Origin of the sequence: Bifidobacterium sp. UTBIF-78 (assembly GCF_006408945.1) — a bacterium.
GTDB lineage: Bacteria > Actinomycetota > Actinomycetes > Actinomycetales > Bifidobacteriaceae > Bifidobacterium > Bifidobacterium myosotis.
The window spans coordinates 22683-44300 of sequence record NZ_JFAO01000015.1; the positions used below are offsets into that span (position 1 = coordinate 22683).

General features: G+C 63.3%; 14 protein-coding genes and 1 pseudogene. 4 read left to right on the top strand and 11 right to left on the bottom strand.

Annotated elements, in window-relative coordinates; all coding sequences use genetic code 11:
* Window positions 1-194: 194 nt before the first annotated feature.
* From BG22_RS04010 to BG22_RS04020, 3 genes are all read right to left on the bottom strand, one after another.
* The gene (locus tag BG22_RS04010) at window positions 195-542 is read right to left on the bottom strand and encodes a HigA family addiction module antitoxin (protein ID WP_258186194.1); all 348 of its coding nucleotides are present in this window, start codon (window positions 540-542) and stop codon (window positions 195-197) included.
* A 67-nt stretch (window positions 543-609) separates the two neighbouring features.
* A complete protein-coding gene (locus BG22_RS04015) occupies window positions 610-1317 on the bottom strand; it encodes a single-stranded DNA-binding protein (protein ID WP_140493480.1) in 708 nt (235 codons plus the stop codon).
* Between the two features lie 417 nt (window positions 1318-1734).
* The gene (locus tag BG22_RS04020) at window positions 1735-3537 is read right to left on the bottom strand and encodes a proline--tRNA ligase (RefSeq protein ID WP_181163364.1); all 1803 of its coding nucleotides are present in this window, start codon (window positions 3535-3537) and stop codon (window positions 1735-1737) included.
* Window positions 3538-4485: 948 nt separating this feature from the next.
* Between BG22_RS04020 and BG22_RS04025 the strand changes: the two genes are divergently transcribed.
* Window positions 4486-6474, top strand: a complete 1989-nt coding sequence (locus BG22_RS04025) for an SCO7613 C-terminal domain-containing membrane protein (RefSeq protein ID WP_140493483.1) — start codon at window positions 4486-4488, stop codon at window positions 6472-6474.
* Window positions 6475-6502: 28 nt separating this feature from the next.
* Here the strand turns inward: BG22_RS04025 and amrS are convergent, their stop codons facing one another.
* The 5 genes and pseudogenes from amrS to BG22_RS04055 form a co-directional block, all read right to left on the bottom strand.
* Window positions 6503-7666: an AmmeMemoRadiSam system radical SAM enzyme gene (gene amrS, locus BG22_RS04030; RefSeq protein WP_094666917.1), complete on the bottom strand. Its 1164-nt coding sequence runs from the start codon at window positions 7664-7666 to the stop codon at window positions 6503-6505.
* Window positions 7653-9599, bottom strand: a pseudogene (gene amrB, locus BG22_RS11095) (AmmeMemoRadiSam system protein B); the annotation flags it as partial. The gene amrS and the pseudogene amrB, both read right to left, overlap by 14 nt.
* A 113-nt stretch (window positions 9600-9712) precedes the next feature.
* On the bottom strand, window positions 9713-11119 hold the full coding sequence (locus BG22_RS04045) for a PIF1 family ATP-dependent DNA helicase (protein WP_140493486.1): 1407 nt from the start codon (window positions 11117-11119) through the stop codon (window positions 9713-9715).
* A 37-nt stretch (window positions 11120-11156) separates the two neighbouring features.
* A complete protein-coding gene (orn, locus tag BG22_RS04050; RefSeq protein WP_094666919.1) occupies window positions 11157-11807 on the bottom strand; it encodes an oligoribonuclease in 651 nt (216 codons plus the stop codon).
* Window positions 11808-11908: 101 nt separating this feature from the next.
* Window positions 11909-12958: a LacI family DNA-binding transcriptional regulator gene (locus tag BG22_RS04055; RefSeq protein WP_140493489.1), complete on the bottom strand. Its 1050-nt coding sequence runs from the start codon at window positions 12956-12958 to the stop codon at window positions 11909-11911.
* A gap of 401 nt (window positions 12959-13359) precedes the next feature.
* Between BG22_RS04055 and BG22_RS04060 the strand changes: the two genes are divergently transcribed.
* Window positions 13360-15132 (top strand): glycoside hydrolase family 13 protein, encoded by a 1773-nt coding sequence (locus BG22_RS04060; RefSeq protein WP_140493492.1) that lies wholly within the window; start codon window positions 13360-13362, stop codon window positions 15130-15132.
* Window positions 15133-15294: 162 nt separating this feature from the next.
* Window positions 15295-16293, top strand: coding sequence for an AEC family transporter (locus tag BG22_RS04065; RefSeq protein WP_140493495.1), 999 nt, complete (start codon window positions 15295-15297; stop codon window positions 16291-16293).
* Window positions 16294-16704: 411 nt separating this feature from the next.
* Here BG22_RS04065 and guaB read toward each other — a convergent pair whose 3' ends face one another.
* The 3 genes from guaB to BG22_RS04080 all read right to left on the bottom strand — a co-directional run bounded on the left by guaB (window position 16705) and on the right by BG22_RS04080 (window position 20540).
* The gene (guaB, locus tag BG22_RS04070; protein WP_140493498.1) at window positions 16705-18258 is read right to left on the bottom strand and encodes an IMP dehydrogenase; all 1554 of its coding nucleotides are present in this window, start codon (window positions 18256-18258) and stop codon (window positions 16705-16707) included.
* 342 nt (window positions 18259-18600) lie between these two features.
* The gene (locus BG22_RS04075; RefSeq protein WP_258186196.1) at window positions 18601-19875 is read right to left on the bottom strand and encodes an MraY family glycosyltransferase; all 1275 of its coding nucleotides are present in this window, start codon (window positions 19873-19875) and stop codon (window positions 18601-18603) included.
* The gene (locus tag BG22_RS04080; RefSeq protein ID WP_140493513.1) at window positions 19872-20540 is read right to left on the bottom strand and encodes an L-threonylcarbamoyladenylate synthase; all 669 of its coding nucleotides are present in this window, start codon (window positions 20538-20540) and stop codon (window positions 19872-19874) included. The genes BG22_RS04075 and BG22_RS04080 overlap by 4 nt, the downstream gene beginning before the upstream one ends.
* Before the next feature lie 308 nt (window positions 20541-20848).
* On the opposite strand from BG22_RS04080, the gene BG22_RS04085 reads away from it, so the two are divergent.
* Complete coding sequence (locus BG22_RS04085) at window positions 20849-21448, top strand: sugar O-acetyltransferase (RefSeq protein WP_181163365.1); 600 nt, start codon at window positions 20849-20851, stop codon at window positions 21446-21448.
* The last annotated feature ends 170 nt before the right edge of the window (window positions 21449-21618 follow it).

Consider the following 21618-nt stretch of genomic DNA (forward strand, 5'->3'; position numbering starts at 1 on the left):
AGCCGGCAGAGTCCGGCATGTAAGGTCGGTCATGCAATGACGGCCGTCCTTACATCATATGGTGGGGGGGTGGTGGTTCCCACTGAACGGGAACCACCACCCCTCACCATATGGCCCGGAATACCGAGCGCCTCGGAGCCTCAGGCATTCCAAGCCATCGAAACGCCCGCCGAATCCGGTAGCCGATCCGTCAATCAGTCACCCTCAAACGGCGGACGGTCATCGGGGACCAGCGGCTGGATGTCGTCGAGCACGGACGAATCGAAGGTGAAGATCTCATAGTCGCGCTGCAGGTTCATCCAGAACTCGGGGGTGGTACCGAACGCCTTCCCCAGCCGGTGGGCCATGGCCACGCTGATGGCGCGCTTGCCCTTGATGATCTCCCCTATCGCGGTTTCCGAGACCCCGATAGCCTTGGCCAACCGATAATTGCTGATGCCAAGCGGCTCCATGAGCTCCTCTTTGAGGATTTCGCCGGGCGTGCTCAGATACGGATTGGGCTTGACCGCCCTATCGGTGGTAGTCGTCGAAGTAGACATCATATGCCTCCTTTTCCTTGCATACTACCGCCTCGCGTTAGTAACGTCAAACGTTAGTATGCGATGCCGTTTAGAACGCTCCCTCCCCTTCATCAGGCGCATCGGCGAAACCGTCGGTATAGGGCTCAGACGAGTCCGCGGAGTCCGCGCCAGGCTCTCCGACATCCCCATATGCCTCGGCGGAATCGGCGCCCGGCGCGAAGCCGTTCGGTGCAACGCCGTTCTGAGCGGTCGGAGCCGGGGCCGTATACTGCGATTCGCGCTGCTCGTCGACGCCGAGGGTGACCGGTTGCACGCCGCCACTGCCGCTACTGCCGCCATTACCGAGGTCGCCGGCACTGCCGGTATTCGTGATGCCACGGGATTCGCCGGCGTCATCCGCATTGGCCTGCCCGTTTGCCCCGCCGATATTGCGCGAGAGCTTGTCCAACGACGTGGTGCCGAAGGTCAGGTCGTGACCGATGTTCGTGGCTTCGATGACGGTACGACTGCGCGATTCGCCCGCCGACGTGGTCCATTGCTCGGTATTGAGCACGCCCACCACGATGATGCGGTCTCCCCGGCGCAACGATTGCTTGGCGTTGAGCGCCATTGCGCGGAACGCCTTGACCGTCAGCCACGCGGTCGCGTAGTCCTCCCACTGACGGGTGTTCTGGTTGAATCGGCTTCGTGTGCTGCCCATGCGGAAGGTGAGCACGGGGAAAGCGTCGGTTCCGGCTTTGACGAGCTCGCCCGCCACAAATCCGGTGACTGTAACTGCTGCCTGCTGATGTGCCATGATCGGTCCTTTCTGATGCATCCATGAATGGACCGCCGGAGCCATCTGCGCGTCATTGCGGGCAGATTGGCCGGCGGTACCTCCACTGTGAGGGACCGGAATCGGTCAGGACAAGCCCGACCGGCAAATGTGGATACCGTGACGCAGTGGGCTTCAGCGCGCCTGTGGATATCTTTCGGTTATCCACCATTAGGCAAATGGTCTTTACAAAAGACAAGGACGCAAGACGCAAGGGGAGCCGAACAATAATCGACACATTGTTGGCAAGGACCGCTGGAAGCACCCCGTCAGCGAAAAAGGAACGCCATCGCGCGGTACCGCAGTGCGGCACGGCGCGATGGCGTTCTCATGATCGATGACGATACGGCTGATGCCCCATCGGAGGAGACCGGGCATCGAGGGCATCGGCCTATGGCGTCACAGACGCTCGAGCAGGGTCTCCACGGCCTGATCGGCGGGCACGGCGACCTTGTTCTCACCGTTGCGATCGCGAATCTCGATGGTGCCGTCGTTGACGAAATCACGGCCCACCACGGCGATGACCGGCACGCCGATAAGCTCGGCATCCTTAAACTTCACGCCCGGCGACACCTTCTTGCGGTCGTCGTAGATGACCTCGACGCCCTTGGCCTCGAGATCGGCGACCAGCTTCTCGGCGCCCTCGAACGCGGCTTCGTCCTTGCCGGTTGCCACCACATGCACCTGGGCCGGCGCGATCACGGACGGCCAGGCCAGGCCGGCCTCGTCATGATGCGTTTCGGCGATGCATGCGAGCACGCGGGAGACGCCGATGCCGTAGCAGCCCATCCACACCGGCACGGCCTTGCCGTTCTGGTCGAGCACCTTGAGGCCCAGCGCGTTGGAGTACTTGAGACCGAGCTGGAACACCTGACCGATCTCCACGCCGCGCTCGAAGCTCAACGGGCCGGAACCGTCCGGGCTCATATCGCCGTGGCGGACCTCCACGGCCTCCACCACGCCATCGGCCTCAAAGTCACGGCCGTAGACGAGGTTGTAGTAGTCCACCTCGTTCTCGTCGGCACCGGTGAACCAGGCCGACCCCTTGACCACATGGGCGTCCACGAGGTAACGCAACGGCTCCTTCGCACCGGCCTTCGCAGCCTGCGGACCGAGCGTCATGGGTCCGATGTATCCGGGCACCAGCTCCGGGTGGGCCTTGAGGTCCTCATCGGTGGCCTCCTCAAGCTCGGCAGGGGCGAACTGGGCCTCCAGTCGCTTCATATCCACCGTACGATCGCCGGGAACGCCAACGATGATAATCTCGCGCCACGGCTCCTCATGCTCAGAGTCCTCCGGATGCTTGACCGCGATCACCACATTCTTGAGGATGTCGGAGGCCTCCCACGAACGACCGTCAGTGCGCGGATGATCGGCGTTGGCGCGCTCGATCATCTGATCGATGGTTTTGGCGTCCGGTGTCGGCTCCTTGGACGCGGCCGGGGTGCCGGAAGCGTCAATCTCCGGCAGCTCAGGCGTGTGCAGCGCCTCGACGTTCCATGCCTTGCCGGAGGGTGCCAGAGCGAAGGTGTCCTCACCGATGGCCATCGGGGCGAGGAACTCCTCGGAAGCGGAGCCGCCCATCGGGCCGGACATGGCGAACACGGGCACGTACTTCAGGTCGAGACGCTGGAAGATGCGTTCGTAGGCGCCGCGCTCGTCGTAGTAGGCCTTGCGCATGCCCTCTTCGTCGATGGTGAAGGAGTAGGCGTCCTTCATGATGAATTCGCGGCCGCGGATCAGGCCGGCGCGCGGACGGAACTCATCGCGGTACTTGGTCTGAATCTGGTAGAGCGTGATCGGCAGGTCCTTGTAGGACGAGTACATGTCCTTGACGAGCAGGGTGAACATCTCCTCGTGCGTCGGGGCCAGCAGGTAGTCGGCCTCATGACGGTCCTTGAGACGGAAGATGTTGTCGCCGTATTCCTCCCAGCGGTGGGTGGCCTCGTAGGGCTCGCGCGGCAGCAGGGCCGGGAAGTGCACTTCCTGGGCGCCGATGCCGTTAATCTCCTCACGGATGATGGCTTCGATCTTGTTGAGCACGCGCAGGCCGAGCGGCAGCCAGGTCCAGATGCCGGGGGCCGCCTTGCGGATGTATCCGGCGCGCTGCAGGAGCTTCGCGGAATCGACGTCCGCGTCGGCGGGGTCCTCGCGCAACGTGCGCAGGAACAGGGTTGACATACGAAGGGTATTGGAAGTCATGTGTTCCAAGATATTCGCGTGAACAGACAAGCTTCACGCCCGTCCGCCAATTCGTCCGGGGCTTCGCACGTCACCATCCATGTCGCGGCGGCGCATGCGATTGGCGTATGAAACCGGCGCGGCACCGATGGCCTACGACCGAGTAGCTGAACGAGTAACTGACAAACGGCACCAGGCTGACGACACCGGGCGAAGCCGGACAAAGCCACACAACGCCAGTGTTGGCGTTCGCGTCCCGCCGTGAGACAATGGGCGGTGAAGGGGATTTTGCAAGGGGGCACCATGACGCAGCCAACCAGTCCGTCCAATACGTCCAGCACGTCCAGTCCGTCCGCCCGACAACCGGAATCTCCCGGTGCCCGGCAGAACGTCCCGCACCAAACCCCGCCGCAGTCCGACCTGCACGAACCTCACGAACCGGTACCGGAGGGGACAACGGCACGGCAGCCGGCGACGACGCCGGCGACAGTCCCGCACGATGCCACGCATGCCACGCCACCTGCAACGCCGCAGGAATCCCCATTCCAACCGTCACGGCGATTCGTCGCCCAGCAACAACACACCGTCGATACCGATGATTACCCGTATTACCGCCCTCCGGCAGAACCGCCGGAATCGATGAGGGGACCGTCGGCCACGCCGGCGCAGCGTCCGGGACCGCAGCAGGGACCGCCGCCGCAGGAGCCGTACTACGGTGCCGCGCCGCAGTACGCCCCCACACCGATACACCCAATGTCATATACGGCGTCATATCCGACGCCATACGGGCAGCCGATACCGACGGCACCCGCAACGGAACCCATTCCGGTCACGCCCCCGGTATGGCTGGAGCACGCCGCGCCACCGGCATCGCCGCCAATGGCACAGCCGCCATTCCAACCATGGCCGCAACCGCAACCGTACGCTCAATCGCAACCGAACCCGCAGCCGCCCCACATGGTTCAGCCCATGCCACAATCTACGGCACCGCACGCGGTTCGCCCCGACGATGCAACACAGCCGGCAAAGCCGCGATATTCCAGCGTGCAGATTCTGCTGCTGATTCTCGGCGTCTCCCTGGTGACCATTGCCGTGCTCGCGTTCGCTTCGGTGGCGTACGACATGTTGGGTGACATCGGCCGCGCCCTCTGCATCGGCGTGGTGGGACTCGTCGCACTGGCCGCCGGTGCCCTATTGGCGCGATGGCTACGCGTCACCGCCGAGGGACTGACATGGGCGGGTCTCGCGGCGCTCACCATCGATGCCATACTCATCGGGCGTATGCCAATCGTCATGATTCGTGTGCCGTCCGGCTTCGCCAGTGGCATCATCGTGCTGCTGCTCACATTCGTCGCACTCACGTTGCGCCGAATCCCAATACCGGAACGCTCGGTGGTCACAGCGGAGGCATCAGGATACGGAACGCCAGCCGCACCACCGAACGGCGGCCCATCGGCCTTTTCGCCATCACACACCCCGGCAACCGTGCCCGACCATCCCGGAGCACCGAACCAGAGCGCACCTGCCACCACCCCGGCCAAGTCGCATGGCATACCGTTGCGCGCCTATTCGCTGTACGCCACGTTCTCGCTGCCATGCGCAATGGTTTTACTGATGACCGACCTGCCGCTCTGGGATAGCGGCGTACGGAATACCCTTGCAGCGGCTGCGGCCGCCTTGGTGGCCTCGATTGCGGCGGCGGTCATCCATACGGATCGTCGCTCCCGCACCTCGGATTTCGAATGGCTGGCTTCGCTGATCACCGCAATGCTGCTGCTCACGCCCCTGTCCTTCAGCATGTTCGGCACCGCATCGGACGGCGAGCCATTCGCCGTCGCCACCGCGATCTGCGGCATCATTCCCGCAATCTGGGCGCTGGTACTCATCGCGGCGCATCGGAGGGTCTCGTGGGGCAATGGCCGTCCCTTCACCGCACTGCTGCGAGTGCCGCCGACGGTGGGATTCTTCTGGACCTGCACCGCGATTTCGGTTCCGCTGCATCGTGCCCTTGATCCGACGTTGTCCGGCGACGCCGTGGCACGTATGGCCGCCTACCTGCCCTCCGTGGCGGTGGGAGCCGTCGCCATATCGTTGGGTTGTCTGTTGCCGCGATCCGGACGTTGTACCGCAATCAGCCCGGCGGAGCGCACGGCCGCAAGCGGCGTCGGATCGTTCATCCTCGCGGTGATATCGGTCAGCGAATTCAGCCGTGACGATCTCCCCTCACTGGTCACCGCAATGGCCGCGTTCATCGTCATGCTCACGGTCTGCGTCATCGCCGAACTGCGTGCGGCTAATCCGCTGCCGGTGCAGCCCTCGCCATCCGAGCCGACCGTGCAGCCCGCACCAACCGCACAGCCTATACCAACCGCACAGCCCATGCCGGCCATGTCAACGGTGCCGCAGCAGCCGGAACACCGGACGCGCGGACTCGACCGGCCGGTCGTACTGGCCACATGGATCACCGGGTCGGTGGCCGTCATACTGGTGCTGTGGTCTTGGGCTGTTTCGCGACCGTATGCCCCAGCCGATCTCATTGCTATGCTAATCGGGGCCGCGACCCTGATCGTCGGCGTGCATCGGCTGGCGGTCAATCCGCGGTTGCGCAGTTGGCCTGCGTTATGGCTGCCGTTGACGCTGCTGATGGCACCACCGCTGCTCATGAGCTGGTACGAGTCACCGTCCTTCCCCCGTATGCTCGCCCTGTTCGCCATCGCGCTGTGCACCGTGCTGATCGGCGCATTGCGCGGGCTGCAGGCACCACTGCTCTACGGCACGGTGGTGTTGGTGGCGCATGTGCTGACCGTGATATGGCCGTGGCTTGCCGAGTTCTCGCGCCAATACTGGTGGGTGTGGCTGCTGATCGGTGGCGTGCTGCTTATCGTGGTGGCCGCGAGATATGAGGCGAGCCTCAAATCACTGCGCACCTTCGGCGTCCGCATCAGCGAGCTGCGTTAGTCCACAATCTTCGGCCGGTTACCATCGCCTACCATCGCCCGGCGATGGGCGTGCCGCATTCGGGGCAACGGCCGTCGCCGCCGCGCGACGTGGACAGCCGGTCGTCGATGATGCGATACCAGTCCCGCTCGATGAGCGTGGCCCGGCAATCCGGGTTCGGGCAGAACGTGGTGTCGCCGGCACGGTCGTGGACGTTGCCGGTGTACACGTAATGCAGCCCCTCGGCGAGCGCGATTCCCCGAGCCTTGGTGAGCGTTTCGTGCGGGGTGGGCGGCACGTCCATCATCCGATAGCTCGGATGGAAGGCGGAGAAGTGCAACGGCACGTCCATCCCCAGATGGTCGCGTATCCACGCACATTCGGCATGCAGCTGGGCGTCATCGTCGTTGAGGCCGGGGATGAGCAGCGTGGTGAGTTCCACCCACACGCGCCCGCCATCCGGCGTACGGGCCTCATTGACCGCGTATTCGATGGTCGCCAGCACGTCGGCCAGATGCGTGCCGGTCACCTTCCAATAGAAGTCCTCGGTGAAGCCCTTCAGGTCGATGTTCGCCGCATCCATCGCCGCGTAGAAGTCCGGGCGGGCCGCGGCACTCATGTATCCGGCGGTTACGGCGATCGGATGGATGCCGCGCGCCCGGCATGCGGCGGCCGTGTCGATGGCATATTCGGCGAACACAATGGGATCGTTGTACGTGAACGCCACCGATTCGATGCCGCGGTCCGACGCCACCTGGGCGATCTTCTCCGGCCCGGCCTCCACACCGAGCCGGTCGAAACTACGTGCCTTGGCGATGTCCCAGTTCTGGCAGAACCGGCATCCCGAATTGCACCCGGCCGTACCGAAACTCAGCACGCTGGAGCCCGGGTGGAAATGGTTGAGCGGCTTCTTCTCCACCGGGTCCACCGCGAAGCCGGAACTGCGCCCATACGTGTCCGACATGATGATGCCGTCGTGATTCGACCGCACGAAGCAGAACCCGCGCTGCCCCGGGCGTAGCACGCAGCGTCTCGGGCAGAGCTCGCAGCGTGCCCGGCCGGTGCCGTCAGCGAATCGGGTCTGCCAGCGACCGGTTGCGGGGTTGATTCTGGAATCAAGGGCCGGACCGGTCACAGGACCGAACGTTGTGCCGGCCGCGGAGCCTGTTGCAGGGTTGCGCTTAGGCCCAACCATCCCGTCAATGCTCGGCATAGGCGGTCACCTCGTACCGTTGGCAGTCGATGTCGCCGTTCGTCCAGTCATAGTCCGGGCGGATGCCGGCCTTGGCCAGCAGATGGGAGACGAACTCGTGCGGGTTCGGCAGCTCGTCCCACACCTGCGGCAGGAAGGTGGCGCTCCGGCCACGATGGTCGGCGAGGATGAGGCCGTCGCGACCCGGGCGGAGCGCGGCTTCAAGCTCACTACGGGACCGCACCGGCCGGGTTGCGGCCTCGTTGCCGTGGGCGGAGGTATCGGCTTCGTCCGCCAAAGCATGCGAAGGATGCGCCACCATGATGGGTTCCGGTTCATCCAGCACCGACACCTCCACATCGAGTAAGGGGTATTCGGCCGCCGTGACAGGGTTGAAACGCGGGTCACGGACCGCGGCATCCACCGCGTGAGCCGCAACGTCCTTACCGAGCGACCGATAGGCGACCAGCGAGCCGATGCAGCCGCGCAGCCGCCCGCCTTCGGTCAGCGTGACGAAGCTCGCTCCCGATTCCTCGAGCCACGGATTGGCGACGAGTATGCGCGCGACAGATTGGCCCGACCATGGGCGGGATTGCCGGGACGTCCAAGCCGATCGACCGCCCTCAGCATCACTTTCAGCGCCGCGCCGATCATGATTGTGCGAACCTTCGGCGTTCATATCATGACCAGCTGCGCCATCAGATACGCCATCGACTCCATCATCAGCCGCATCATCAAGCCCGAGCCGTTCGCGGATGGCGGCACGCGCAAGGGCAAGCAGCACGCTCCCCCGATCGTCGTGCGCATCCTCGCGAGCGCAAATATCATCGCCATCGCGTCCGTCATCGCCGGCGCGCGATTCCTCGCTACTCTCGTCGCACTCATGCCCACCAGCATCGTTACGCGCAAGCTCGCGCGCATCCTCGCCTTCGCTGGTGCAATCGTCCGCATGCGCGTCGTCCCGGCCGTCCTCCCATGCGGCGAAGGAGGCGTAACCCACCACAGGTTCGTCGGCGTCCCGCATGGCCGGGCGCGGCTGTCCCGCGAGCGCCACCACGCCGTTATCGCCCGATGTGGCACAGCCCAGTTCGAACAGGCGCATGTCCGTCCGGTTGGTCAGCACATCGATCAGCCCGTTGATCGGATATGCGCCGCAGGCCCGCCGTGGATTGATGGGCGCACGCAAAGCGAGGATGTCGGCGATGGTGTGGTCGTCCAGCTCACGGGCGTACGCATGCGGGTGGTAGTGGGACAGGTCCGAGCTGATGACGATGACGGTTTCCGGACCGCCCCACAGCGTGCGCAGCACATCGCCCACCTCGCTCGGCGACGCATCGCCTGCGTTGAGCGGCACGATTGTAAGGTCAGGGCCGAATATGGTCTGCAGGAACGGAATCTGCACCTCCACCGCATGCTCCTGCGCGTGGGTGGGATCGTTGACGATGAGCGCGGGAGCCGGCGCATGGACCGTCGCGCTCATGCCGGAACGCAGTCCACCATCACCCTCTTGTGAAACACTGCGTGAAACATTCCGTGAAACGTCTTGTGAAACATCATGCCGTTCCGGCGAGCCCAGCCGCTGTGAGTCCAGTCCCAATGCCGCGCGCTCGGCTGCCGTATCCACCCGGACCTCGCCCAACGGCGTATCGAACTCATCCCATGTGGAGCAGGCCACGCCACGGACCGCGACACGATGGGTCGGTCCTACGATCACCGCCCGCGTCACGGTTCCCCGCCCACGTTCAAGCAATGCATAGGCGAGCGCCGCCGTGGTGCCGGAATAGACGTATCCGGCATGTGGCACGATCACCGCCTTGGGCGCGCCGGACGGCAGCTGCGGGGCAAGCGTGCGCAACAGCGTGCGACCATAGTCCAGCTGATGATTGATGAGCCGTTTCAACGCCACGCGGTCAGCAGGGTAGAACGCACCAGCCACGGCCGCCGGGCGGACCGCAACGCTCCGTTGAGATATATTCGAACGCACCATAACGACCACCTCACCACCTATCGTAGTGCGTTCGCCGCGCGCCGAAGCGGGGCCGAAACGGACGGTAGATGTGCGGACCGCTAGAACAGGGCGTCCTGATTGAATTCGTCATCCCCGGCGGCGAGGCCGGTGGGCTTGAACGCGGCGGCACCCTCGCGCTTCAGTTGGTCACTGGCAGCCGCCGAAGCCTCGCGCAGGTCGCCGTCGAGCATCACGGCGTCCGGCGAGACCAGAAACATGCGCTCGTTGCCGCCCGCCAGATACAGTCCGTCCAGCGATTCGACGCGGGAAAGTGCCACATAGCCCATACCCGGCGCGAACGTGCGCCGCAGGTCCATCACCGCGCGGTCGAGCGTCATGCCCTGTGATTTGTGGATGGTGATGGCCCATGCGCATCGCAACGGCACTTGGGAGACGGATGCGAGCACGGTATCGCCGTCCATCATCTCCCACGTGGCCGGTTTCATCGTCACGATGTTGCCGTTCTCGAACTCCACAATCGGCCATCCGCCCTTGGTTTCGGGCGCGAACCCGCGCACGGCGCCGAGCGAGCCATTGACGAACTGCCGGTCGGCGTCGTTGCGCAGCGCCATGACCGCCGCACCGGTTTTGAGCACCAGCCGTTCGGGCGCCAGCATGTTCTTCTTGAGCCGGTCCACGAGATTCACCGGCCCCGAAGCCTCGGCGTGGAAGGCGTGTTCCTCGAGCGATATCTGGCTCAGGCGCAAATCGTTGAGCCCGTCGGCCTGCCGGTTGACGGGGAACAGATGGACCGCCACCTGATCGGGCCCAGGCATGCGGCCCAGCCGTGTGACGAGCATGTCTCGGTCGTGTTGGGTCACGGCTCCGGCGCGGATGTCGGTGAGCACGGTGAGCAGGTCGCCGGTGTCCTGACGGTGCTGTTCGGTCAGATAGCAGACGGCGGGATCAAGCTCATCCCATACCATCGATTCGGTGACGAAACCCTCCGGATTGCGTCCGGCTTTGGCGTACCGTTCACGCGCGGCGACGAATTCGGGGGTCGGGGCGATCACATCGTTGTTGCGGCCCGAAACGGATACGGGCGGCAACTGGAAGAAGTCTCCGGACAATACCACCTGGATGCCGCCGAACGGCCGCGGATCGTGCCGCACCATGCGACAGACCTGATCGACCATGTCGAACAGCCATGCGTGGAGCATCGACACCTCGTCGATGACAAGGATGTCCGCAGCTTGAATCTTGCGCCGGCGCCGGGAGCGGATGAGTTTCAGGAGGTTGGCGGTCAGACTCGTGGCCACGCCGACGCCACTCCACGAATGGATGGTCTGACCGTCAATATGCGTGGCCGCGATACCGGTGGATGCGGTGACGGCCACTTCGGCGCCGTCCGCACGCGCCTGACGAATGAATTCGTTGAGCGTGTACGTCTTGCCCGCGCCCGGCGCGCCGGTCAGGAACACGTTCGCGCCGGCGTTCAGGATGGCCAGGGCTTCGGTTTGACGCATGTGCTGCTGGTACCGCTTCCTGTACTACTTGTTGATACTACTTGTTGAGGATGCTGGTGGATTCGATTTCGGCGGCGATGGCCTTGGCCTCCGCCTCGTCCGGACCGGGAACCGGCGCCATGAAGGCCTTGCGGTAGTAGCGCAGCTCGTCCAGCGATTCGATGATGTCGGCGAGGGCGCGGTGGCCGCCGTTCTTCGGCGGACGGTTCTCGTAGACGGCCGGGTACCAGCGGCGGGCGAGCTCCTTGAAGGTGCTCACGTCCACGCTGCGGTAGTGCAGGTGGCTCATGAGGTCCGGCATGTAGTGATCGAGGAACTTCTTGTCGCTTCCGATGGTGTTGCCGGCGAGCAGCGGCTTGACGCCCTCGGGCGTGAAGCGCAGCACGTATTCGGTGACCTTCCGCTCGGCCTCGGCGAGGCTCAGGCCGTGCTCCCACTCGTTGATCAGGCCGGAACGGGTGTGCATGTTGCGCACAAAGTCGTTCATGTGGTCCACGGCCTTCTGGCTCGGCTTGATGACGTAATCCACGCCCTCGTCCAGCACGTTGAGGTCGAAGTCGGTGGGCACCACGGACACCTCGACCAGCTCATCGCCGCCGAAGATGTCGAGTCCGGTCATCTCGCAGTCGATCCAAATCAGGCGCGAATCCTTCGCGCTGTACGTTTCCGCGTCATGTGCATCCACCATCGCGTGTCACCTTTCCTTGTCTGCGTCCTGTTCTGTGTCGAACAGTACAGGCTACCGCGCGGCGGATACAATCAAGCTGTTCGCACGCACGTCAACAGTTGCTAGATCCCAACCACAGCATCGACGGCAGCCGTGGTGTCTCGCAGTACCAGCGAGGTCGGCATCATGACGTACGGTTGCGCGGGCGTCTTACCGTCCATCAAGGCCAGTGCCAGCTGTGCGGCCTCACGTCCCAGTTCCGTCGGACTCTGGTGGAGGGTCGTCAGATCGGAGGCGATGGCCGTGTCGTCATCGTCGAAACCGATGACGGAGATGGCTTGCGGCACGCGGCGCCCCAAACGACGCAGCTCCTTGAGCAGGAGCATCGCCGCGAAATCCGCTGACACGCAGATGCCGGTCGGCGGTTCGGGCGCGCTCACCAAGCGTGCCGCGATGCCGGAGTAGACGTCCTGCGGGCGACTCATGCTCTCAGCCTTCAACGGCGGAATGACTGTCACATCCGCCTCGTCGTAGCCGCAGATCCGTGCAGCCTGACGGAATCCGGCGACGCGGACATCTCCGGAGCTGACGAACGGTGACGGACTCAACGGTTTGGTCACGTAGGCGAGCCGTTTATGCCCCAGTGATTTGAGCAGTCGCACAGCGTCAAGCATCGCGGCGGCATCGTCAATGCGCACTGTCGCGTCGTATCCCCGGTCGCTGGGTGTGTTGACACCCACCACCGGCAGCGAGAACGCAGCAAGCGCCTCTGACTGCGCTTCGTTCATGTCGAACGAGCAAACGATCACCGCATCGACATTACGGTTGCCAGGCAGTTCGCGCAGGAATGCGTCGAGGTCGCGTTCATCCCAGATCACGTAGGGAACCACATCGTAGTCCCGGCTTGCAAGCTCCTCGTAGACGCCTTCGAACACATGTGAGTTGAACCAGCGGCTGATCTCGTTGGGCAACAGCAGCGCCACGCGCATGGTGCGGCCCGAGGCCAAGGATGCGGCGCTTTTTGAGAACATGAAGCGCAGCCGTTCCGCTTCGGCGGCAACCCGTTCTCGGGTGCTTTGGCTGACCCGTCCGGTGCCGCGCAACGCCCGTGACGCCGTTGAGACCGAAACGCCTGCGGCTTTGGCGACATCCGCGATGGTGGCCCGTTCCATATTCCGCCCTTTCGTCCGTTTTTGCGTCGTTCCCGATTGCGCAGGTCAGTCGGCCCGACCGCTTCGGTTGCGCAAATCGTCCAGTTGCACCAACCTCGTCGGTCGATGCCAACATTTGCCTAATGTACCCGCCGACTGCTCTTATCCTAGTGCACACCAATTGCACAAACGCTTGCCCGCTCAACACAGTCAATACTCCCAGCAATTTCGGCATTATCTCAACCAACATGCCGCAGTCTTTACACAATCTTGCGCAAGCGCTACCATTAATCACAAGCTAAACGCGCTAAGCATCGCAGCAAACGCAACGGCAGCACCATATAAGCACAACCAAAACTAAGCAGACAACCAATCGCAACATGTTGAGCAATCGATTGCGCAATGTAACTAAGGAGTATCTCATGACCGCAGCAACGGACCCCGCATTGTGGTGGAAACAGGCCGTCGTCTATCAGGTTTATCCGCGCAGCTTCTCAGACACCAAGGGAAACGGCATCGGGCAGATTGCCGGCGTCACCGCGCATATCGACTACCTCAAAAACCTCGGCGTAGACGCCATCTGGCTTTCCCCGTTCTACCCGTCGCAGCTCGCCGACGGCGGCTACGACGTGGACGACTACCGCGACGTAGACCCGAAACTCGGCACCATGGACGACTTCGACGAACTCGCCAAAGCCGCCCACGAACGCGACATCAAAATCGTCGTGGACATCGTTCCCAACCACAGCTCGAACCTCCACCCTTGGTTCCAAGCGGCACTCAAAGCCACTCCCGGATCCCCCGAACGCAACCGATACATCTTCCGCGACGGCAAAGGTCCCAACGGCGACCAGCCGCCCACCAACTGGCAGAACACGTTCGGCGGTCCCGCATGGACCCGCGTGCCCGACGGGCAGTGGTATCTACACATGTTCACCAAGGAACAGCCGGACTGGAACTGGGATAATCCCGAAATTCACGAGGATTTCCTGACGACACTGCGCTTCTGGCTCGACCACGGCGCGGACGGCTTCCGCGTAGATGTGGCCCACGCACTGGTCAAGGATCTTGACCGCGATGATCTGGACGACTACGAGGTTGCGCATTCCTCGAAGGACCCCGACGACGGCAGCCACCCGTTGCACGATCGCGACGACGTGCACAAGATCTACCGCGAATGGCGCAAGGTTTTCAATGAGTACGATCCGCCGGCTTTCGCCGTGGCCGAGGCGTGGGTGAATCCGAACAGGCAGTATCTGTATGCCAGCCCGGATGAGCTCGGCCAGATCTTCAACTTCGAGTTCGCCAAAAAGGACTGGATCCGCGACGCCATGCATCAGGCCATTGAAGATGGCTTGGCCACGGCCACCCGCTCCGGGTCCACCGCAACTTGGGTGATGAGCAATCACGATGTAATCCGCCACGCCACCCGTTACGGACTGCCTCAGGTGCCCACCAACGACTACCACCAGATTGCCAAGGACTGGTCGCTGCGCGACGGCAAAACCTACCGGCTGGACAAGGAGGTCGGCACGCGGCGAGCACGAGCCGCCATTTTGTTGGAAATGGCGCTTCCCGGTTCAGCCTACGTGTATCAGGGAGAGGAACTCGGCTTGTTCGAGGTCGGCAATATTCCGTGGGATAAGCTGGAGGACCCTTGCGCCTACCGCACCTCGCAGGCCGCAAGCCGCAAGGGACGCGATGGCTGCCGCGTGCCGCTGCCATGGACCGCAGCGGATGCGCCGACCATCGATCACCCCGACGACACGTTCGGTCATGGCGGCTCATTCGGCTTCTCCCCTGTCACCAAGGCCGATGGGACTCCGACCGCCGAACCGCACCTGCCGCAGCCAGTATGGTTCAAGGACTTCGCCGTCGACGTGGAAGACGCTGACCCCGATTCGATGCTCAATCTCTACCGCCGCACGCTGGCGTTGCGCCACGAACTGCAAACCGACGACATGAGCCTGACTTGGCTCGACGAAGATCGCCCCGGAGACAAACCGGACGGCGCGAACGGCGCATTCGGAGGCATCATCGCCTACAAGCGCGCCAACGGCTGGGCCTGTGTGACCAACTTCGGCGCCGATGCCGTCACCCTGCCCGCAGGCGAGGTGTTGCTCACCTCCGCGCCGCTTACCGAAGACGGACTGTTGCCGCAGGACACGTCGGCGTGGGTGCGTCTCGCACACTAACCTCCCGGTAGCAACCGGCACGCGCTGGTATCACGTCATCCAACGCGCGATTACCAGCATGTGCCACCGCGCGTGTGGTCCCGCTCCGTGCCGTACGGGGCCACACGCAACTTCCACCATCCCCACATATCATCCCCGTCATCGCCACGTACAAAGGTCATCATGTCGGCAATCGCCACACCATCACTGCTGCTGCTTATCATCCTCGCCGGCTATCTGTTCAAACGGTTCGGACTGGTCCGTGACCATGATTACCGCGTACTGCAGACACTCGAGTTCAATCTCGTCCTGCCAGGCGCGGTTATTCACTCATTTGCCGTGAACCCACACGATTTGCGTATGCTGTGGATATCGACTTTCGGCTTTCTCGCCGCATTCGTCCCGCCCGTGGCCATAGCGGTGGCCACGCGACGCCGGCCGACCACGCAACGGGCATTCGTCGTGCTCAACGGGTCAGGATTCAATGTCGGATGCTTCTGCTTCCCTGTCGCAACCGCGTTGCTCGGCAGTTCCGCGGTCGTCTCGGCCGCCATGTTCGATGTGGGCGCATGCGTGATGACAACGGCTGGAACAAACGTCATGGTGCAAACCGCACTGCACATGGCGGATAGAAACAGCACGACGGTCACGACGAACCGACCGACGCCGGATTGCCCCGCACCCCGCCACGATCGTGACGCACGCCGTCTCAGGCGTCGCATGCTGGCCCGCACCATCGCCAAAGGCTTCTTCGGGTCCGTCACGTTCGACACTTATTTGGCGATGATCGTGCTCATGATCTGCGGCATACCGATTCCTGACATGATCGCCGCAGCCACGGAGCCTCTTGCAGGCGCGAACACGTTCTGCTCGCTGATTATGGTCGGTATGCTCGCCGATCTGCCAGCTGGCCGCGATGATTTGCGCGCGGTGTTCGAAGTGCTCGCTTGGCGTTTGCCATTCGGCATCGTGTTCGCACTGGCCGCGTGGACGCTGTTGCCGTTCGATCCTGTGGCCCGTGAAACGGCGGCGCTCTGTTGTCTGACACCGGTCGCCGTATTCTCAACGTTGTTCACCGACCGCACGCTAGGCAATGCGAAGCTCGCCGGATTCACGCTATTCGTAACAGCGGTCATCGCCTTGGTTATGATGTCCGCCGCGCATATGATAATCAGCACGTGATTACCGCAGGAGCATCGTAATCAGTCGGCAACACTGATGAGTCTCCTTGCAAATCACGGCACCCCTTCCTCGTATTGCGATACCAGAATCGTCGCGGTCAAACAAAAACACAAATCGGGGAATAGGATCATCTCTGCGGCGATCTGCGAGTTAAGAAGCTGTCACAAAGACATTGTCACGGTAAAAACACCGAAATTTGGCAAAATATGCGCGACCACTACTTGTTCAGCAGCCTCTCAACTCGCAGATAGCCATTAATTACGGCTTATCGTGCCGGGCATATGCGCATATCCTACATAACCCATATACATGATGGGCCTTTCTGCGTATTTGCAGAAAGGCCCATCATTGATGGCATCTATCATGCTGCACATCTAGTCAACATAATAGATAGACCAGTTAATAAATAGATCAGTTGCTGTGGAAGCCGGAGTAGTTCGGGGCTTCGGCGGTCATCACGATGTCGTGCGGGTGGGATTCGCGCAGACCGGCGTCGGTGATGCGGATGAAGCGGCCCTTCTCGCTCATTTCGGCGATGTTGTGCGCACCGATGTAGAACATCGACTGGTGCAGGCCGCCGATCATCTGGTAGAGCACGGCGTTGAGCGGTCCGCGGTACGGCACCTCGCCTTCCACGCCCTCCGGCACGACCTTGTCGTTGGAGGTGACGTCGGCCTGGAAGTAGCGGTCCTTGGAGTAGGACTTTTTGCCGCGCGGGGCCATGGCGCCGAGGGAGCCCATGCCACGGTACAGCTTGTACTGCTTTCCGTGCAGGAGCACCTTCTCACCCGGGGCCTCCTCGCAGCCGGCGAGCGTGCCGCCGAGCATCACGGAGGATGCGCCGGCCACCAGGGCCTTGGCGATGTCGCCGGAGTAGTGGATGCCGCCGTCGGCGATGCACGGCACGCCGGCCGCACGGCAGGCCTGGGCGGCCTCGTACACGGCGGTGAGCTGCGGCACGCCGACGCCGGCGACGATGCGGGTGGTGCAGATGGAGCCGGGGCCGATGCCGACCTTGACGGCGTCCGCGCCGGCGTCGATCATGGCCTGGGCGCCGGAACGGGTGCCCACGTTGCCGCCGATGATCTGCACGTTGTCGAAAGCGGAGTCGTGCTTGAGGCGGGAAATCATGTCGAGGGCCAGACGGGCCTCACCGTTGGCGGTGTCGACCACGAGGACGTCCACGCCGGCCTCCATCAGGGCGGAGGCGCGCTGCCAGGCGTCGCCGAGGAAGCCGACGCCGGCGGCCACGCGCAGACGGCCCTGCTCGTCCTTGGTGGCATCCGGGTACTGCTCGGTCTTGACGAAGTCCTTGACGGTGATCAGGCCGGTCAGGTGACCTTCGGCATCGACCAGCGGCAGCTTCTCGACCTTGTGCTGGGCGAGCAGACGGTGGGCATCGTCCTTGGAGATGTTGGACGGGCCGGTGATGAGGTTCTCCTTGGTCATGACATCCTTGACCTTCAGGGTGTCGTAGTCCTCGGAGGGGATGAAGCGCATATCACGATTGGTGATGATGCCGACGAGCTTGTTGTCCTTGTCCACCACCGGCAGGCCGGAGATGTGGAACTTGCCGCACAGCTTGTCGAGGTCGGCCAGGGTGACGTCGGGATTCACGGTCAGCGGGTCGGTGATCATACCGGACTCGGAACGCTTGACCACATCGACCTGAGCGGCCTGGTCGTCGATGGACAGATTGCGGTGCAGCACGCCGATGCCGCCGTTGCGGGCCATGGCGATGGCCATCTCCGACTCGGTCACAGTGTCCATGGCCGCGGAGAGCACCGGGGCCTTCATCGTGATCTTACGGGTCAGATGGGTCGTGGTGTCCACTTCGGAGGGAATGACATCCGTCTCGTTCGGCAGGAGCAGCACATCGTCATAGGCGAGGCCGAGCTTGGCGAAGATGGGAGGAAGGGGGGCATACGCTGATTGGGCGTTCAATTCATCGAGGTTTGTAGCCATGTAAACAATATATGAACATGCACTGACCTTGGCCGACACGCGCGGGTTTCGCGGCGGCGACGGCACAGCAACGACGCGCCCATGACGCGGCGGCGACCCATCCGCAGCATGGCTGTCTAGCAGATGGCTGTCTAGCAGCATGGCAGAGGCCGATTTTCCAACCCAGTATCTCGCGTCAAAAATACGCTGCGAATTCACTACCTTCAGTCCTGCTAGCCCTGCTTTGCAGACCGGTTCCTCTGACCGGGGGAGACGAAGAATATAATCAGCGAGCCTCCGGCGCAGGGCACCGGCCGCGCGGCAGCAAAACCGAAATCGCGCCGCGGATGCCGGCCTCGCCAATCAGTTGTTCTTCCGCGTTTCGACGTTTCCGGCGGCGTCCCCGTCAAGCGCTTCGTCGGCGTCCCCGGTCTCGCCGCCGGTCTGCCTCATGGCCTCAGACTCCATGGCCTCCGTTGCCGTAGGAGCCGCAGCGTGATGCGCCTTGCTGCGCGCGGCCTCCATGGCCATGTTCTCCGCCCGGAGCTCCGGGATGCGGTGCTTCAGATACGGATACATGGTGGCGATGGTGAGCACCACCACGGCGACCGCCATGCCGATGGCCACATGCTGCGCCTTGAAGAACAGGATCATGAGCGAACCGAACGCGATCAGCGCCGCCCACCCCCACAGGATGAGCACGGCCGCACGCACCGAATGACCGATCTTGAGCATGCGGTGATGCAGGTGCATGCGGTCCGGATGCATCGGCGACTGTCCCTTGGCCAAACGTCGCACAATCGCCAGGCACATGTCCAGCACCGGCAGGAAGAGCACCAGAATCGGCAGCAGGATCGGCATGAACACCGGCAGATAGATGCTGGCGTGGATCGAGGCGGGGTCCAGTCGGCCGGTCATCACGATAGAGGCGCAGGTGATGAGGTAGCCGAGCAGCATCGAACCGGAATCACCCATGAACAGTTTGGCCGGATGCCAATTGTGCAGCAGGAAGCCCACGCAGATGCCCACCAATCCGATGTCGATGAGCGTGGCGAGCGAGGCGTAGCTCGGCGAGGATCGGGCGATGATATAGGAGTATATGGCGAACGCGATGCCGCCGATCGCCACGATGCCCGCAGCCAGGCCATCCAAGCCGTCCACGAAGTTGACCGCGTTGATCGAGGCTACGATGAGGAACGCGGTGATGGCCATGGACAGGCTCGGGCTTGCGGTGACCAGCTGGCCACCCAACGGCAGCGAGATGATCTGCAGGCCGCCCCACGCCACGAACACGGAGATGAGCAGCTGACCGGCGAGCTTGAGCATCCAGTCGAGGTCCCACAGATCGTCCGCCATGCCGAGCAGGCTGATCATCACGCCACCGGCCAGAATCACCCACATCTGGTAGCCGCCGGCGAACAGCCCGGACAGGAACGGCAAACGGCTGGCGAAGACCATCGCCACCACGAAGCCGATGAGCATGCCCAGCCCGCCCATGCGCGGGGTGGGAACGGTATGCACGTCACGTTTGCGCACCTCGCCCACCGCGCCGATTTCGATGGCAACGTGACGAATCAGCGGGGTCACCAGCCAGGTGACGCCGCCGGCGATGGCGGCCACAAGCAGATAGATCCTCATGCGCCCAGTCCCCCGCCGTTGAGGTGGAGGGCCTGACGAATCACGCCTTGCGGAATGACGCCTTCGCGCAGGATCTCGATGCCGTCGCGGGCGTACGGATCGGCCTTGACCACGGTGCTGGACACATGCCCCTGGGTCGGCCCGCCATCCAGATAGAGGTCGACGGCGTCGCCGAAGGCCTCCACGGCCTCCTCGACGGTCTGGGCGCTTTCGTCGCCGGAACGGTTGGCGCTGGATGCGGCCAGCGGTCCGGTGGCGCGCAGAATATCAAGCGTCAGCGCGGAATTGGGAATGCGGATTCCTTGAGTGCCGGGGCGCCCGTCGGCGGTATCGGCCAAGGTCCGCAGCGTGCAGTCGGGACGGGCCACGGCAATCGGCGAAAACGCGCCGGGCAGGAACGCGGCGGACAAGCGGTTCAGCGGGGACGGCAGCTCGAGGCCGATCGCGGCCAACTCGTCGGTGGAGGCGAGCAGCACCTGCAACGCCTTGTACCGGGGGCGACGCTTGAGCCGGTAGATGCGGTCGATGGCGTCCGTGTTACGCGGATCGCAGGCCACGCCGTACACCGTGTCCGTGGGGATGACGATGAGTCCGCCCTCGCGTACGATGCGAGCCGCCTCGTCCAGCGACTCCCCCGTGACCTTCAGCGTCGCTCCCTTACTCATGCCACTCACGCCATGCCTCCGTTCGCCGGTTGATTCACAATCTATCATTGCACCATTGCGCCCGGACGGTGGCCCATCCAAAGTCGGCAAGCAGGTACAATGGGGCCGGTTTATGTTTCCCTGAGCAACATATTGGAGTACGTGATATGAGCAACGACGCCGAACCCCTTGATTTCACCGATTCCTTCGCCCCCGCCGAGCCCGCGGCTTCCGCAGATCCTGCGGCTTCCACGGAGCCCGCAACCCCCGTCGCCGAATCGCTGCCGCCGGTCGAACTGCGCAGACCGCGAGCCAGCGAACATGAGGAGATGATCTCCGGGCATCTGTACAACCCCGCAGACCCGGAGCTCACCGCCCTGCGCGAGCGGGCCGGCGATCTGTGCACCCGGTTCAATTCCACCCCACGCGGCGACCACGCCACCCGCCGCGCCATTCTCGACGAACTGCTGCCCGGTCATGGCAAGGGCCTGGACGTGATGGGACCGATCTTCTTCGATTACGGCCGCCACACCACCATCGGCGAGCGTGTGTTCGCGAACTTCAACTTCACCGTGCTGGACTGCTGCCCGGTCACCATCGGCGACGACGTGCTGTTCGGGCCGAACGTCTCGCTGCTGCCGCCGATGCACCCGCTGCGCTGGCAGGATCGCAACGTGCGTCAGGCCGAGGATGGTTCGATGTACGACTACGAGTATGGCAAGCCGATCGTCATCGGCTCGAACTGCTGGTTCGGCGGCAACGTGACGGTGATCGGCGGCGTGACGATCGGCGAGGGTTGCGTGATTGGTGCCGGTTCGGTGGTCACGCGCGACATCCCGCCGCACACCGTGGCTGTGGGCAACCCTGCCCGCCCGATCCGCGAGATCACCGACAAGGACGCCTCCGCACTGCAGTACTACGCGCAGTGAGCGCTCACCATCAGGACGACCGCGGGACGCAAATGCAAATATGCCGAAATTGCAGTTGCATCCCGCTTCTCATATGAGGCGCGAATTGATGCACACATGGCGAATGGCGGATTTCCAACAATTCATTCATTGAGCCTGTGGGACGCAAATGCAAAAATCCTTGAAGGGGG